This is a genomic window from Aphanothece sacrum FPU1, from assembly GCF_003864295.1.
Lineage (GTDB): Bacteria > Cyanobacteriota > Cyanobacteriia > Cyanobacteriales > Microcystaceae > Aphanothece_B > Aphanothece_B sacrum.
The window spans coordinates 418,457-433,399 of sequence record NZ_BDQK01000017.1 but is presented as its reverse complement, the minus strand read 5'-3'; the positions used below and the strand labels follow the sequence as shown (position 1 = coordinate 433,399).

Genomic DNA, 14,943 nt, shown 5'->3' with positions numbered 1-14,943 from the left:
GTTAATAGTTAATAGTTAACTGTTAACAATGAACGGTCAAAAATCAACATTTATCACTGAATAAAAATGTATAAATCAATTGAGTCGTCACCTCCTGAAAAAAATGGCTTACTGAATGTTAACCCAGTGGTACAAGCATTGGAGTTAGTGCAAGATTTAATTGTGATTTCTTTGTGTATTGGGCTATTTGGCTTCATGGTATTGCAAATTCGGTTAATGTTCTTGTCTTTGCTGCCTCCAGTAGAATTTAATGTGGTCACAGCCGATATTTTATCCCTGTTAATTTGGGTTGAATTGTTCCGTTTGTTGATTATTTACCTACAAGAAAAGCGCATTTCTATCGGAGTTGCTGTTGAAGTAGCGATAGTTTCTGTATTACGAGAAATCATTGTTAGAGGCATTTTAGAAACTCAAGGTACACAAGTTTTAGCAGTTTGTGCATTTTTACTTTCTTTGGGTGTTTTAATGGTGATTCGTGTCTGGTTGCCTCCTACTTTTGAACACATTGATCCTGAAGAACAAGTATCTCAACGTCGCAAAAATAGCTTAAAACAAACCGTTGGTGAATCCAAAAATTCTTATGTCCATTCTTCCTCATTGATTGAATAAATTGCTTTAGGAATGTAAGTAGGTGGTCATTTCAGTTAACAGTTATCAGTTATCAGTTAACTGTTACTACCGCCATTCGTTTATTTATTACCACCTACTTAGAATAAATGATGATTGAGACTTCTATAAATTATTACAGGAAAAAATCATGTCTACACCCACTTTAAACCCCATAAATACTCGTCCCCGTGATGTTCAAATTGCTACTTTGGCAACCAATACGACCATATTTCGTTCTCGTACTTGGGATCGCCTAAAATTTGAAGTAGAATACGCTTTAGAAAAGGGAACAACAGCTAATTCTTACTTAATTAAAGCTGATAAAACTGCCTTAATTGATCCTCCAGGGGAGTCATTTACTAACATTTTTATCGAAGAATTACAACAACATCTGGATTTAAGTCAATTAGATTACTTGATTTTAGGCCATGTTAATCCTAACCGCATAGCCACCCTCAAGGTCATCTTAGAAAAATGTCCTCAAGTGACCCTAATTTGCTCTAAACCAGCCGCAAATGCTATAAAAGTCAGTTTTCCTCATTGGGAATCCCAAATCCGTGTAGTGCGTTCTGAGGATACCCTAGACTTAGGACAAGGGCATCAGTTACAGTTTCTTTTGGTTCCGACTCCTCGTTGGGCCGATGGACTCTTGACTTATGACCCTCAAGCCCGCATCCTCTATACTGATAAACTATTTGGGGTGCATCTGTGTCATGATAATGTGTTTGATGATGACTGGAAACAATTAGACAGCGATCGCCGCTACTATTTTGACTGTCTCCACGCTGCCCAAGCTAAACAAGTAGGGCTTATTTTAGACAAAATCGAAGCATTTTCCGCTAAATATTACGCCCCTGGTCATGGTTTCATCGTACGTTATAGTCTCAGTCGCTTTACCTATGATTATCGTCAATGGTGTCAACAACAAAAAAGCCAAACCCTCAAAGTTGCCCTGTTGTATGCGTCGGCTTATGGTAACACCGCCATTTTAGCTAATGCGATCGCCCAAGGATTGATTGATAATGGGGTTGGGGTGGACTTGCTAAACTGTGAAGTTGTTGAACCTGATGCGATCGCACGCACAGTAGAGGAGTGCGACGGGTTTATCATGGGATCACCTACTTTGGGAGGTCATGCACCTGTACAAATACAAACCGCCTTAGGAATAGTTTTAGCCAGCGCGTCTAAAACGAAGTTAGCGGGCGTATTTGGTTCCTATGGTTGGAGTGGTGAAGCTATTGACTTGATTTCAGGCAAATTACGGGATGCAAACTATCGTTTTGGCTTTAACCCCTTGCGTATCCGGTTTACTCCTGATGAAACTGCTTTACAAGAATGTCAACAAGCGGGGTCAGAATTCGCCCAAACTCTCAAGAAAAAGCAAAAACAACGTATTAACCGTCAAGGATTAACCGAGACTCACATTGACCGCACAGAACAAGCCGTAGGACGAGTTATCGGGTCTATTTGTATTCTGACTACTCATCAAAACGGAACCCATAACGGGTTTTTGACTTCTTGGGTATCTCAAGCTACATTTAATCCTCCTGGATTAATGATAGCAATTAGTCAAGAACAAGGCAATAATTCTGATTTAGAATTAGGGGAATCTTTTGTCTTAAATATCCTCAAAGAAGGAAGAAATATTAGACGACATTTTACTGATCCTACTGTGGAGAATCCTTTGAATCAGGTTAATACCAAAATGGCTGATAATGGCTGTTGTATTTTAACCGATGCTTTAGCTTATTTAGAATGTACAGTACAGCAAAGAATTGAAGCAGGAGATCATTGGTTAATTTATGGAATTGTTAATCAAGGAGATGTATTAGAAGCAGAAGGAGTAACAGCGATTCAACATCGAAAATCGGGCCGTTAATATTAATAAATATGCTAGGGGTCAATGTGGAACGCAGCATCTTGCGGCGTGTTTGACCCCTACAAAGTAACTGGACAAAAATAAACGTTACGGTGAAGTGAGCAGGGGAGCGCCGGAGCGCCGGAGCGCCGGAGAGGGGTTACAACCTAGTTACATTTCTTAACATAGTATTGTTTATTTATGTCCGACTACTAATTAATTTTTTTATCGTCAGCAAGTTTTAAAACAATGATCCAAACCTCACCAAAAGTTGTTACCTTCGAGGAATTTGTCGATTGGCTTCCTGAAAATTCTGGGGTTCGTTACGAACTACATAATGGAAATATTATTGAAATGGCACAACCAGTAGGAGAACACGAAGAAGTTAAAGGATTTTTGACAATTAAACTTAGTGTAATGATTGACAAATTAGACCTTCCTTATTTGATTCCCAACCAAACTATTATTAAACCTGATAGCCAAAATTCTGGTTATTTTCCAGATGTATTAGTGGTAAACCGCGCTAATCTAGTTAACGAAAAATTATGGAAAAAAAAATCCATCCTTAGTGATGGTTTATCCATCCCCTTGGTGATTGAAGTAGTCTCAACTAACTGGCGTGATGATTACCACTTAAAATTTGCTGCTTATGAGGAAATGGGGATTCTTGAATATTGGATTATAGATTATGCAGCTTTGGGTGGACGTAATTTTATTGGTAATCCCAAACAACCCACAATCTCTGTTTGCAACTTGGTTGATGGAGAATATCAGATCAGTAAGTTTCGAGATAAAGATCAGCTTATTTCTCAGATTTTTCCTGAATTAAATCTCACCCCAAATCAAATTTTTCAAGTTTTAATTTGATTCGGATATGTTATAAACCTGAGTTCGACATAAAGCGAACATCTGAAACTTATATCTAAGAATACTTATAAGCAGAATAGTCTAAATTTACTATTATCAATTAGTTTCAGTTAATGACAAAAAGCCCGCGATCGCGGGCTTTATTGATTCTTTATTGAGAATATTCTTAATAAGCAGCAGAAACAACCCGATAATGAAACCTCTTAAGCCAAGCTGGACAAAGGTTTTGGCTATTTCAGTTATATCGAACTCAGGTTACTTAGCATTACGCATTAAAGTTAGGACATTTGTTATCCGGCGAAACCTTGCCATGTAGGGGTCAACGGCCGTTGACCCCTACTTAAACTTTTCGGGTAATGCTATAGCTTTAATCTCTCCGATTATTTAGACTCACCAGACAAAACTCCATAGAGGAAAATATCCGCAATACCTTCGGCCATCTCTTGTAATGCTTGGGGAGACGCATGAGGATCAATAACTGTCTCAGAAGAAAATCCCGCGATCGCAAACATTCCTAAAAATACTTGAGCGACAATTTTCGGGTTCATGGGACGATAAATGCCTCTTTCCATGGCCGTTTCAAAAAAAGCCTCTGCTACATCCGTCATTTTAGCAATAACTTCTGATTGAATCCGTTCTTTTAAATCTAGATGAAATTGAGTCTCAATAAAACAAACCCGCAATAAATCGCTATTTTCTCGCATTCGCAGCATACGCCGCCGCATTACTTGCGCTATAGCCTTATAACTTCCCATTTCACTCAATTCTGTCAGTAAGTCCGTTAAAATGTCTACCCAACCTGTGGTTGCTACCTCAACCAAAATGGCTTTTTTATTGGGAAAATAGCAAAATAACGTACCTTCTGCTACTTTAGCCGCCGTTGCTAAATCCTTCGTAGTTGTGCCATCATAACCCTTAGCCGCAAACAGACGCAAAGCTGCTTGTAAAATGCGCGATCGCGTATCTTCCTCTGTGACTGAACAAGAAGAAGTTTCAGGGGAAAATCGCTCACGAAAACTTTGCATAATGTTTAATTAACGGCAAGTGCTAGAGTTATTTTCCCTTAACCTGAGACTAACTGACGACAAACTTAATAAAATTTTGTCCTATCAGATACCATTAAAACGGATAATAATAACAGAATAACCTCTAAGTCGTCATTAAATTACTCAGGATTAACTATAATTAACTAAAAACTATGACAAATTCAATCACTGAAATGGCAATAGAAACTCCTCTACCTGATGACTTTATCCAAACAAATAGCACCCATCAAGAGGTGATAGAAACCGTCATTGGTAGTTTACAACAAAATGACACTGCAATGGTTCAGCATGATGAACAAGGATATGTCTGGAAGTTTCATTATGGCAGTGTGGAAACCTTTGTTCAACTGACAGGAGAAACTGACGAAGATTTATTAACAGTTTGGGCCCCAGTATTACAATTACCTGCTAAAGATCAACTGGGGTTAATGCGAAAATTACTAGAAATGAACTGGGGAGAAACTTTTGAAACTTGTTTCGGTATTATGCAAGACAAAGTAGTAGTATTAACTCAACGAACGGTTGCTGATTTATCTCCTGGAGAAATTTCTCGCGCCATTACTTTAGTAGCGACGATTGCTGATGATAATGATGAAATTCTTAAAGAAACATTTGGAGGAACTTAAATTAGTCAAGAGTTATTTTAAGTTCTAATTTGTTGAGGGGCATAATAGATAATTATGCCCCTACTAATTAATAATTAATGACAGACCTTATGTCTGATCCTATAAAGACTAAGTCCGCCTGCGCGGACAGCCATTCTAGGTTGCGTAGGCAACCTTTGTTTGTATAGCTTAACTCTTAAGAATTAAGGTCTATCATTTGTAATAATTTAGCATAACTTGTCCGATAGAACCATAATTTATAGTATAATTTGAGAAGATTTATTACCGCCACAATTGACCGTTAATGTAATAATTGTAGCATCAATTAATCGCTCTTCATTAGGCAATTTTTCTGTTCCTGTATTGATAGGATAAGCCGGAAAAAAAGCACCACTTAAACTTAATCTTAAACAATTTCCTGCCTCAATTCTTATACAAGTTGCTTGCAAAGGAATTTTAATAGGAACTTCATCAGAGTCAACCCGAATATATCCTTGAGTAAAATTATAAACTCTCCCATCAGGATAAACTTGAGATAACACTGCACATAAGTCAAAACTTGGAGTATCAGCCGTACAATATAACTCAAGAAAAATTTCACCAATAATTGATAAATATTCCCTTAACGGTTCAGATGTATAAGTTAAAACATCGGAACGGCAATCAATATCAGAACGGTCAAATGATCCTGATGGTATACTAGCATGACCTCCTAAAGATGGAACAGGTCGCCAAGGGTCATGAACGATAATATCTCTACTTGATTCTATTGGGGGAGACTCTATTAATTGTCCGTCATCTTCTCTAATACTAGCCAATCCTTGGCTAAATAAATAATAAGAATTATGAAGATTATTAGGAAATGAATCAAAATATCTCCATTGATTAGTTCCCATTTCAAATAAGCTAACAGAAGGAGAATTTATCAAGGTAGTTTTTTTGTTTTTTAGAAAATAATCAAACCATTGAATTTGATATTTATCGACATAACTAATCGCTTCTTTGCTATAATTAATAGAGCCAACTTTTTGACTCCAAGGAAGATGACCCCAAGGGCCAATCATCAAATGTTGAGGAAATTGACTCCGACTTACCATTGCCTTATAAAGATTGAGTGTACCTCGTAAATAAGTATCAAACCATCCTCCAATATGTAACATGGGTAAATCGGTCATTTGCAGGAGATTTTTAGGAGATAAATTTCCCCAATAATCATCAGGATAGGGATGATTTAACCAATCATGATAAAAGGAATTTTGCGCTACTTCTCGTAAAAGATTTGGATTAGCAGGAATGGGATCATATAAAGGTAAATTACGAGAGGCCTGATATAATTTTTGAAAGGCGATAGTATCCCCCTGTAATCTAGCAGTTTCTGCCGCTAGTTGAATCGCCCATCCTAGATTTCCTTGTAAACAAAAAGCCCCATTTTCATAGGCCCAATCGCTGTATAAATCATAAGCGATCATAGCAGGACAAATTGTTTTTAAGGCTTTATGATTACCAGAAGCTGCATATAATTGGGTCATCCCTTGATAGGAAAAACCATACATTCCCACTTTTCCTGTACTTTTTGGAAGTTGAGAAACCCAATTAATAGTATCTAATCCATCTTCTATTTCATCGGTAAAAAGTTCAAATTCTCCTTCAGATGTTCCCCGTCCCCGTACATCTTGAATAACTACAATATACCCTTGGGAAGCATACCAAATAGGATGAGCATAAACTACTGTTGAAGCAATTTTTCTTCCGTAAGGTTGCCGCATCAACAAGACAGGAAAAGATTCAGAACTATCAGGACAATAAATATCCGCATCCAGGCGAATTCCGTCCCGTGTTACCATTGATAGGGTTTCTTGTTTAACGCTTAACATTCCTATTTAATTGTTAGTTTAATCTCTAGCTTAAACTAATTTTGATAAGCGATTTGTCCTCCTGCCCAAACTTCCATAGCAGTTCCTTCTCCTGGTGCGGGATATACTCGAATTTTGGCAAGATTTGCAAATTCTTTTAAGTATTTACCACAGGAGGGAAGATATTGTAAAACTTCCCAATTACTGCGAGAATCTGGACAAATAATTACTAAGGTTAAAGCGGTGTTACAAGTGGTTAGATACCATCCACATTGAGATAATACTCGTTGTGTGTGACTATCGCAGGTTTGGTAAAAATATTTACTGACGACTTCATCGAGTTTGCGTCGTAAAGGATAGTCAATGGGGACGGGAGGGGGTAAATCTTCGGGTGGGAGAAAAGAGGAGTTCATGGCCTGATTATTAAAAAAATATTACGCTGCTTTTATTATCTACCTTGAGTGGGGGTTTTCGTCAACACCAAATCGGGTTAATTAATAAAATATAATCTTTAATGAAAAATAACAGGCAAGATGGCAGTTTCACAAATTATTCAATACTCAATTATTTATCTATGAATTTAAAAATCAAGTTAGATCATAGATTGTAAGTTGGGTTTCGTTCCTCAACCCAACCTACAGAGGTAATTCATGAATTACCCCGACAAAAGTCTCCTTATCCTTAAGGAACTTGCCAAATTTTTCGATGATATTTGTCTACATTGGCATAGGGATCTTCCGGTTCATGAGAATGAGGGTGATCATGATGATGGTGATGATCATGAGAATGATTCTCAGAAGCTGATACGAGACGGAATTTACACATTTCACAATTCATCTGAGTTTGTCCCAGTTGACTTTCAATTTCCCGTTCTCGTACAATAGAAAACAGTTCAGAGGTAAAACCAATTTCAGGCAAATTAATCAATTCAATGTCTGGATACTGCCCTTGTTGTTGGGCTGAAATCTCAAAAATCTTCTTAACTAAGGCCCCCGTAAACAAGAAATGAGGCAACACAATAATGCGTTTTGGTTGATAAAGTCGGGCCCGTTCAAACCCTTCTTCTAAACGGGGATGAGTAATACCAATAAAACAGGTTTCTACTGTGCGATAATGACTTCCTTCCCACAACAAACGTGAAAATTTATAGACATCACTATTAGCATCGGGATCACTCGAACCTCTACCCACAATTAATAATACTGTATCTTCCGGTGGGATGGTTACTGTGTCTAGTTGTGCTAAACGCGATCGCCAAAGGTCTAATAGCAGAGGTGTATTGCCAAAATGTCGTCCATAATGGAACTTTAGTCCGGGATAATGTTGTTTAGCGTGATCTAAAGCATTGGTGACATCAAATTTCGTATGACGGGCCGCAAATAATAGTATGGGTAGGGCCGTCATTTCTGTAAAACCTGCAGCGACACATTCTTTAATCCCTTCTTGTATCAAAGGTTCTGTTAATTCTAAGAAGCAGGGAATAACCGGACGAGACGTATCTAAAGCTTGATAAGCTTCAACAAAATCGAGAAAAGCTTGTTTACCATCGAGATCCCTAGTTCCATGACCAATCATCAATAGAGGTCGTTTTAGGGGCAATGGGGGCAATATTTCCCCTGTTGGGGAAGCAAACGCTTGAGTGATCATCTATACCTCGCAGATGAGTGACAACAGTTAACAATAGGGTGGGCATCCTGACTCTTTCACTCAGTTATTAAAAGATTCATAACTGATCTTAAAATCACAGTTGCGGGACAGTATCGGACTTACACCGAGTTTTCCCCGTTACCTCTGATGGCTGTTCCCCATCAGAACCCTTGATTCTTTCCATTTTACTGATTATTGACGATAGCAATTGTTAAGCTTTCTTTTTCATTCGACGATTCAAAATTTGACTGATTCCTAAGGCCGTTGTTGCTGTTAATAATCCTAAAGATTGGGGTTCGAGAACTGATTGTGCGGTCAAGGTTGCTGCATAAGAAATCGGTGGATTGTTGGAGTTAGGATCAGTATAACTTGCTTCAATAACTTGCAATCCTGATGCACCAATGGGAATCAATGCTATTCCATTATTACTAACACTAATTGTTTGCCCTAAATATTCAACTAAGGGATTATTAATTAATGTCCCTTGGAACAATACTTGAATCGGTAAAATATCGCCTTCTTTTAAGCTAAAAGGATTTTGTAGTGCCATAATTTCTATATTTATTCCCACCTACTCAAAACCAAAATAATAAACTTAAACCCTTAAGGGTTAAGCTATAAACACAAAACCCGCCTACGCGGGTTTAAGAGTAAAGTAGAACCGTTATTTTATGTTTTTTCTAACTGACGACTTACCCAAGACATAGAATAACAAAATACCCAATAAATAATTGCTATGAATAAATAAACTTCGGCATAACGACCGATAAATTTAGGATTACCTAAAATCGATTGAGATATTCCTAATAAATCTACTAATCCCACAATAGCTAATAAGGAAGTATCTTTAAATAAACTAATAAAATGTCCCACAATGCTAGGAATAACTGCTTTTAATGCTTGGGGTAAAACGATAAAAGTCAAAACAAAAACACTATTTAAACCTAAAGCTTTAGCTGCTTCTATTTGTCCTTTAGGAACGGATTGTAACCCCCCGCGCACATTTTCTGCTAAGTAAGCTGCACTAAATAAAGTAACACCAGCCATCGCTCTTACAACCCTTTCTAGACGCACTCCTTCGGGTAAAATCAAAGGTAACATGACTTGAGCCATAAACAAAATACCAATTAAAGGTAAAGCGCGGATTAATTCAATATAAGCAATAGATAACCAACGAATTACGGGTAAAGAACTTTGTCTTCCTAATGCTAATAAAACCCCAAAAGGAAAGGATAAAACAATACTGACAACAGAGACTAAAAGCGTAAGCATTAAGCCGCTAAATTCATCTAATCTAACTGTTCGTAAAAATAATCCGCCTTCTAATAACCAGAGAATAATAAAAAAACTTGATAACCAAATTAATGATAACCAAGTGACTAGAGTGGGAATTTTTTCACCTAATTTTTGTGCAAAAAATGCTATAAAAACTAATAAAATTAGCATTCCTAGCAGTTTAAGAGTGGCCAGAATACCGACAGGAATAGCGACAAAAATAGACAAAGCTGCTAAAATTCCTAAAATGGTTAAATTAATAAGATTAAATAGAGGTTGACTACGAATTAATAGACCCCAAGATAAACCTCCTAAACCCATAATAATCGCCAAAGTTGTCCAAGTTCGCCATAATAATTCGACGGGATATTGACCAACAAAAAATAAGCGTAAATTTGCGCCAATGACTCCCCATTGAGCTAGAGTAAAGGCCCAAATCAAAAAAGTTGAACTTATCCAATATACAAATAACAGACTAATAACTGTTAAAAGACTGTTATACCAAGTGCTAAATAGATTTTTGTATATCCAACGTATAGGACTAATTTGAACAATAGGAGGTAGAGAAACAGACATTATGAATTATGAATTATGAATTATGAATTATCCATTATGAATTATGAATTATCCATTGTCCATTATGAATTATGAATTATCCATTATCCATTGTCCATTAGACATCTCCAGAAATTAACCTCAAACCCTTGTAGCATCGCAGTGAAATCTTTGTTTTTGGAGATGTCTATTGTTCATTGTTGAAAAAAACCCCCGATTTAAAGTACGGGGGATAAGTTTCAGGTATAGATAATTTACCGCACTAAGTCGATTATTTCCACTTTTGAGCAACAACTTCAGCTAAGTCAACAACCCGTTGAGAATAACCCCATTCGTTGTCATACCAAGCAATCACTTTAACCATATCCCCACCCATAACCAAGGTGAGACTAGCATCAATGATAGAAGAAGAATCAGTTCCGCGATAGTCAGAAGAAACTAAAGGTAAATCATTGTATTCAAGAATACCCTTCATTTTTCCTTCAGCCGCCTCTTTTAACACTTCATTGACTTGTTCAGCAATAGTGCTTTTTTCAACTTGCACTACTAAATCTACGACAGAAACATTAGGAGTAGGAACCCGCATAGCGATTCCATTTAATTTGCCTTTCATTTCAGGAATAACCAAAGCAACCGCTTTAGCAGCACCGGTAGAAGTAGGAACAATATTAACCGCCGCCGCCCGCGCCCGACGTAAATCTCTGTGACTAGCATCGAGAATACGTTGATCTCCAGTATAACTGTGAGTAGTGGTCATAGTACCTTTAATGATACCGAAGTTCTCATGCAGGACTTTAACCACAGGAGCTAAACAGTTGGTGGTACAACTAGCATTACTGATAATGTTGAATTTGTCGTGATCGTAGTCTTCGTGGTTAACACCAACAACGAAAGTACCTATATTAGCACCCTTACCAGGAGCGGTGATCAAGACTTTCTTGGCCCCAGCCAAGATATGTTTAGAAGCCCCTTCATCCGTAATAAAAACCCCAGTAGCTTCAATGATCAAATCAACGCCCCACTCCGCCCAAGGCAAGTTTAAGGGGTTACGATCAGAAACACACTTGATGGTTTTGCCATTAACAATCAGGGAATTTTCGTCTGCCTGGATGTCAGCATTTAATTTGCCGAGCATCGAATCATATTTCAACAGGTGGGCATTAGTTGCTGGATCAGAGGTATCATTAATCCCTACTAAATCCAACTGACTATTTTCCCGTCCTAACCAGCACCGTAAAAAATTACGTCCAATACGCCCAAACCCATTGATTGCTACTCTAATCACTGCTTCTTGCCCTCTGTGTCTTACTTAAATCAATTAAAACATTATTAATGACCCCAATCATACCCTAAAGACTGAAAATTATTAATACCCAAACCATAATTTTTTTTTGCCTATTTAAGCAAATGGGCCTATCTTAATGATTAACGGGTCAGTTTTTGATATCATAACCCGTAATCAATATCTGTTGAATAAGAAGCCCATTTTCGCTGTACGCTTGCGTCAGCGTCGGGACAGTTCACTAAAACGTTTTACTCTAAATAGTGTGGTGTGTGAGGAGATGCAACGGTGAAAACGGTAGATTTTAGCGGAAGACCTTTCCATTTCATTGGTATCGGCGGAATCGGAATGTCAGCCTTGGCCTATGTCCTAGCCAAGCGTCAGATTCGAGTCTCTGGTTCCGATTTACGGTCAAGTCATATTACAGAACGATTAGAAGCGGTGGGAACTCACATCTTTAGCCGCCAAGAACCAACTAATTTAGAATTTTTTCAGCCTCTTGATGGAATTTGTACTGATCCTTTACCTCAAGTTATTTGTTCAACGGCCATCGCTCAAAATAATTCAGAATATACGGCGGCCGTAGAAAAAGGCTGTCCGGTTTTTCACCGTTCTGATGTTTTGGCGGCTTTAATTAAAGATTATAAAAGTATTGGTGTAGCTGGTACTCATGGTAAAACCACCACCAGCAGTTTAATCGGTTATGTACTGTTGGTGGGGGGACTCGATCCTACTATCATTGTGGGAGGAGAAGTGACCGCCTGGGATGGAAACGCCCGTTTAGGTAATGGGGATTATTTGGTAGCTGAAGCAGATGAGTCCGATGGTTCGTTAACTAAACATTGGCCTAATATTGGAGTAGTGACTAATATTGAACTCGATCACCCTGATCACTATGAAAGTTTGGAAGATGTGGTGAAAATTTTTCAGGTGTTTGAGTCTCAATGTGACATTCTAGTGGGATGTCTAGATTGTGAACGGATCAGCACTCAATTAAATCCTACGATTACTTACAGTCTTGATCCTGCTAAACAAGCTGATTATACCGTTAAAAATATTACCTATGATGTCAATGGTACAACAGCCGATGTTTGGGAATGGGGCCAGTATTTAGGTCAAATGCACCTAACCATTCCTGGAGAACATAATGTTAGTAATGCCTTAGCTGCGATCGCGGTTGGACGTAAGCTAGGACTGGAGTTTGATGTCATTGCCCAAGGGTTAGAGTCATTTGAAGGAGCAAAACGACGCTTTGAGTTTCGGGGAGAATGTAACGGAATTACTTTTATTGATGATTATGCTCACCATCCCAGCGAAATCCAAGCCACTCTCTCAGCCGCTCGTTCAAAATTAGGCTCTGAGTCTTCCTCTCGTGTCGTAGCTATCTTCCAGCCTCATCGTTATACTCGCACTATGACCTTTTTAGAGGATTTTGCTACGTCCTTCAAAGCGGCCGATTTGGTCATCTTAACGGACATTTATAGTGCCGGAGAAGCTAATATTTCTCATCTCCAAGGTCAAGATGTGGCCGAAGCAGTTAAACAACATCACTCTCAAGTCATTTACGAACCCGATTTATCGAGTTTAACCCAATTATTGCCAGAAATTCTCCAATCAGGGGATTTAGTTCTGTTTCTGGGAGCGGGTAATCTCAATCAAATTATCCCCCAAGTAATAGCCAGTTACGATCCTTCTTAATGGCAATATTACGTTAAACCAAGGAAAATTTTCCGAGTTTTAAGCGAAAACTTGGGAAACAATTCTCTTGATTATCAGTCCTCCCTTTCAGTTGACCTCTCCTACTTGTCATTAAGCCCATGAGCCTAAGTTTATCCTGCCCCCCATTGTCTCCTATCCAACTGTGTGCCAGTGATTACCATATTTATCCTAATGTTTCTCTAGCCTCCCATACTTCCTATCGGGTGGGAGGAAAAGCCGAATGGTATGCGGCCCCCCGCACTTGGGAAGATTTACAAGCTACCTTCGACTGGTTTCAACAACAAGATTTACCTCTGATGCTCTTAGGGGCTGGTTCTAATCTACTGATTAGCGATCGCGGTATTGATGGATTGGTTTTGAGTACCCGCCATTTACGTCATCGGCAAGTGGATATGGACTCAGCACGCATTACAGTGGCGGCAGGGGAACCCATAGCAAAGGTAGCTTGGCAAGTAGCTAAACTGGGTTGGCGTGGCTTAGAATGGGCTGTAGGTATCCCTGGAACCGTTGGCGGTGCGGTGGTGATGAATGCCGGGGCTCACAATCAATCTGCGGCTGATTGTTTAGTCAGTGCGCTGGTTGTCTCTCCCAATGGAACCGTAGCAACTTTGACCCCAGAACAACTCAATTACAGTTATCGTACTTCTGCCTTACAAGGAGATCAACGTTTGGTGATTGAAGCAACGTTTCAACTGCAACCTGGGTTTACTAGGGAAGAAGTGATGGCTACCACCCAGAATAATTTACAACAGCGTAAAAGTTCTCAACCCTATGATAAGCCTAGTTGTGGCAGTGTTTTTCGTAATCCCACTCCCCATGCGGCCGGTTGGTTAATTGAAGAATTAGGACTTAAAGGTTATCGTCTTGGAGATGCGGAAGTGTCTCAACGTCATGCTAATTTTATTCTTAATTGTGGTCAGGCAACGGCTGAAGACATTTTTCGGCTAATTCATCATGTTCAGGAACAAGTAGAGTCCCGTTGGTCTGTTTTATTAGAGCCTGAAGTTAAAATTCTTGGGGAGTTTTCTGTTCTCTAAAATGGTAACAAAGGACAAAGAAAGATTAAGATTAACAAATGGAGTCTTCTTGTGAGACTCTGGTTAATTATCATTAAAAATACCATTAAAGACTTATGGCAGGATTTGGATTAGGAAAAATTAAAGAACTTCAAGAAGCTTTTCAAAAGGCGCAACAGGTTCAAGCTGGGGCGCAAAAACTTCAAGAAGAATTAGAACAAATGGAGATTGAGGGTAGTAGCGAGGATGGACTGGTCAAAGTGGTTATGAGTGGCAACCAAGAACCTCGTGGCGTTACTATTGCCCCAGAAGCTTTAGAAAAAGGTGCTGAGTCTTTGGCTAATTTGGTAACAGAAGCGATGAAAGCTGCTTATGTTGAGTCTACTGATACCATGCGCTCAAAAATGGAAGAACTCACCAGTGGTTTAAATCTTCCTGGGATGTAAGGGACTAAACTCTAAATCTATTGGTAGGGGTCAAGGTGGCACAAGCATCTTGCCTGTGTTTGACCCCTACACATTATGATTAAAATCACGATTTAAATAGGATTTCCATCACTGAAGAAGATGAACTAATAAAGCATATTAGATACATCCGATGCTAAATAACAA

At 38.6% G+C, this 14,943-nt stretch carries 14 protein-coding genes and 1 riboswitch; of the genes, 7 read left to right on the top strand and 7 right to left on the bottom strand.

The window, feature by feature from the left end:
• Positions 1-66: 66 nt before the first annotated feature.
• The 3 genes from AsFPU1_RS22035 to AsFPU1_RS22025 all read left to right on the top strand — a co-directional run bounded on the left by AsFPU1_RS22035 (position 67) and on the right by AsFPU1_RS22025 (position 3,334).
• Entirely contained in the window at positions 67-609 is a 543-nt protein-coding gene (locus AsFPU1_RS22035; protein ID WP_124976214.1) for a phosphate-starvation-inducible PsiE family protein, read from the top strand.
• Between the two features lie 148 nt (positions 610-757).
• On the top strand, positions 758-2,488 hold the full coding sequence (locus tag AsFPU1_RS22030; protein ID WP_124976216.1) for a diflavin flavoprotein: 1,731 nt from the start codon (positions 758-760) through the stop codon (positions 2,486-2,488).
• A 228-nt stretch (positions 2,489-2,716) separates the two neighbouring features.
• Positions 2,717-3,334 (top strand): Uma2 family endonuclease, encoded by a 618-nt coding sequence (locus tag AsFPU1_RS22025; RefSeq protein ID WP_124976218.1) that lies wholly within the window; start codon positions 2,717-2,719, stop codon positions 3,332-3,334.
• 380 nt (positions 3,335-3,714) lie between these two features.
• On the opposite strand, the gene AsFPU1_RS22020 is transcribed toward AsFPU1_RS22025, so the two are convergent.
• Entirely contained in the window at positions 3,715-4,359 is a 645-nt protein-coding gene (locus tag AsFPU1_RS22020) for a TetR/AcrR family transcriptional regulator (protein WP_124976220.1), read from the bottom strand.
• A 173-nt stretch (positions 4,360-4,532) separates the two neighbouring features.
• Between AsFPU1_RS22020 and AsFPU1_RS22015 the strand changes: the two genes are divergently transcribed.
• Positions 4,533-5,006, top strand: coding sequence for a YbjN domain-containing protein (locus AsFPU1_RS22015; RefSeq protein ID WP_124976222.1), 474 nt, complete (start codon positions 4,533-4,535; stop codon positions 5,004-5,006).
• A gap of 236 nt (positions 5,007-5,242) precedes the next feature.
• Here the strand turns inward: AsFPU1_RS22015 and AsFPU1_RS22010 are convergent, their stop codons facing one another.
• The 6 genes from AsFPU1_RS22010 to AsFPU1_RS21985 form a co-directional block, all read right to left on the bottom strand.
• A complete protein-coding gene (locus AsFPU1_RS22010; RefSeq protein WP_124976224.1) occupies positions 5,243-6,859 on the bottom strand; it encodes a CocE/NonD family hydrolase in 1,617 nt (538 codons plus the stop codon).
• A 35-nt stretch (positions 6,860-6,894) separates the two neighbouring features.
• Positions 6,895-7,251, bottom strand: a complete 357-nt coding sequence (locus tag AsFPU1_RS22005) for a hypothetical protein (protein WP_124976226.1) — start codon at positions 7,249-7,251, stop codon at positions 6,895-6,897.
• A 268-nt stretch (positions 7,252-7,519) separates the two neighbouring features.
• Positions 7,520-8,485 carry a sirohydrochlorin chelatase gene (locus tag AsFPU1_RS22000; RefSeq protein WP_124976228.1) on the bottom strand — a complete coding sequence of 322 codons (966 nt, stop codon included), beginning with the start codon at positions 8,483-8,485 and terminating at the stop codon, positions 7,520-7,522.
• A gap of 20 nt (positions 8,486-8,505) precedes the next feature.
• Positions 8,506-8,673: riboswitch (cobalamin riboswitch) on the bottom strand.
• Between the two features lie 23 nt (positions 8,674-8,696).
• Positions 8,697-9,035, bottom strand: coding sequence for a DUF4198 domain-containing protein (locus tag AsFPU1_RS21995; RefSeq protein WP_227873572.1), 339 nt, complete (start codon positions 9,033-9,035; stop codon positions 8,697-8,699).
• 119 nt (positions 9,036-9,154) lie between these two features.
• A complete protein-coding gene (locus tag AsFPU1_RS21990) occupies positions 9,155-10,336 on the bottom strand; it encodes an amino acid ABC transporter permease (RefSeq protein WP_124976230.1) in 1,182 nt (393 codons plus the stop codon).
• 250 nt (positions 10,337-10,586) lie between these two features.
• The gene (locus AsFPU1_RS21985; RefSeq protein WP_124976231.1) at positions 10,587-11,600 is read right to left on the bottom strand and encodes a type I glyceraldehyde-3-phosphate dehydrogenase; all 1,014 of its coding nucleotides are present in this window, start codon (positions 11,598-11,600) and stop codon (positions 10,587-10,589) included.
• 285 nt (positions 11,601-11,885) lie between these two features.
• Between AsFPU1_RS21985 and murC the strand changes: the two genes are divergently transcribed.
• The 3 genes from murC to AsFPU1_RS21970 all read left to right on the top strand — a co-directional run bounded on the left by murC (position 11,886) and on the right by AsFPU1_RS21970 (position 14,778).
• Positions 11,886-13,295, top strand: a complete 1,410-nt coding sequence (gene murC, locus AsFPU1_RS21980) for a UDP-N-acetylmuramate--L-alanine ligase (RefSeq protein WP_124976232.1) — start codon at positions 11,886-11,888, stop codon at positions 13,293-13,295.
• 119 nt (positions 13,296-13,414) lie between these two features.
• Positions 13,415-14,353: a UDP-N-acetylmuramate dehydrogenase gene (gene murB / locus AsFPU1_RS21975; RefSeq protein ID WP_124976233.1), complete on the top strand. Its 939-nt coding sequence runs from the start codon at positions 13,415-13,417 to the stop codon at positions 14,351-14,353.
• Positions 14,354-14,448: 95 nt separating this feature from the next.
• The gene (locus AsFPU1_RS21970) at positions 14,449-14,778 is read left to right on the top strand and encodes a YbaB/EbfC family nucleoid-associated protein (RefSeq protein ID WP_124976234.1); all 330 of its coding nucleotides are present in this window, start codon (positions 14,449-14,451) and stop codon (positions 14,776-14,778) included.
• Positions 14,779-14,943 lie beyond the last annotated feature (165 nt).

Coding starts and splice junctions, on each gene's coding strand:
- AsFPU1_RS22030 (WP_124976216.1), top strand. CDS start 758: ATGTCTACACCCACTTTAAACCCCATAAATACTCGTCCCCGTGATGTT.
- AsFPU1_RS21995 (WP_227873572.1), bottom strand. CDS start 9,035: ATGGCACTACAAAATCCTTTTAGCTTAAAAGAAGGCGATATTTTACCG.
- AsFPU1_RS21970 (WP_124976234.1), top strand. CDS start 14,449: ATGGCAGGATTTGGATTAGGAAAAATTAAAGAACTTCAAGAAGCTTTT.
- AsFPU1_RS22035 (WP_124976214.1), top strand. CDS start 67: ATGTATAAATCAATTGAGTCGTCACCTCCTGAAAAAAATGGCTTACTG.
- AsFPU1_RS22025 (WP_124976218.1), top strand. CDS start 2,717: ATGATCCAAACCTCACCAAAAGTTGTTACCTTCGAGGAATTTGTCGAT.
- AsFPU1_RS22015 (WP_124976222.1), top strand. CDS start 4,533: ATGACAAATTCAATCACTGAAATGGCAATAGAAACTCCTCTACCTGAT.
- AsFPU1_RS22010 (WP_124976224.1), bottom strand. CDS start 6,859: ATGTTAAGCGTTAAACAAGAAACCCTATCAATGGTAACACGGGACGGA.
- murB (WP_124976233.1), top strand. CDS start 13,415: ATGAGCCTAAGTTTATCCTGCCCCCCATTGTCTCCTATCCAACTGTGT.
- AsFPU1_RS22020 (WP_124976220.1), bottom strand. CDS start 4,359: ATGCAAAGTTTTCGTGAGCGATTTTCCCCTGAAACTTCTTCTTGTTCA.
- AsFPU1_RS22000 (WP_124976228.1), bottom strand. CDS start 8,485: ATGATCACTCAAGCGTTTGCTTCCCCAACAGGGGAAATATTGCCCCCA.
- AsFPU1_RS22005 (WP_124976226.1), bottom strand. CDS start 7,251: ATGAACTCCTCTTTTCTCCCACCCGAAGATTTACCCCCTCCCGTCCCC.
- AsFPU1_RS21990 (WP_124976230.1), bottom strand. CDS start 10,336: ATGTCTGTTTCTCTACCTCCTATTGTTCAAATTAGTCCTATACGTTGG.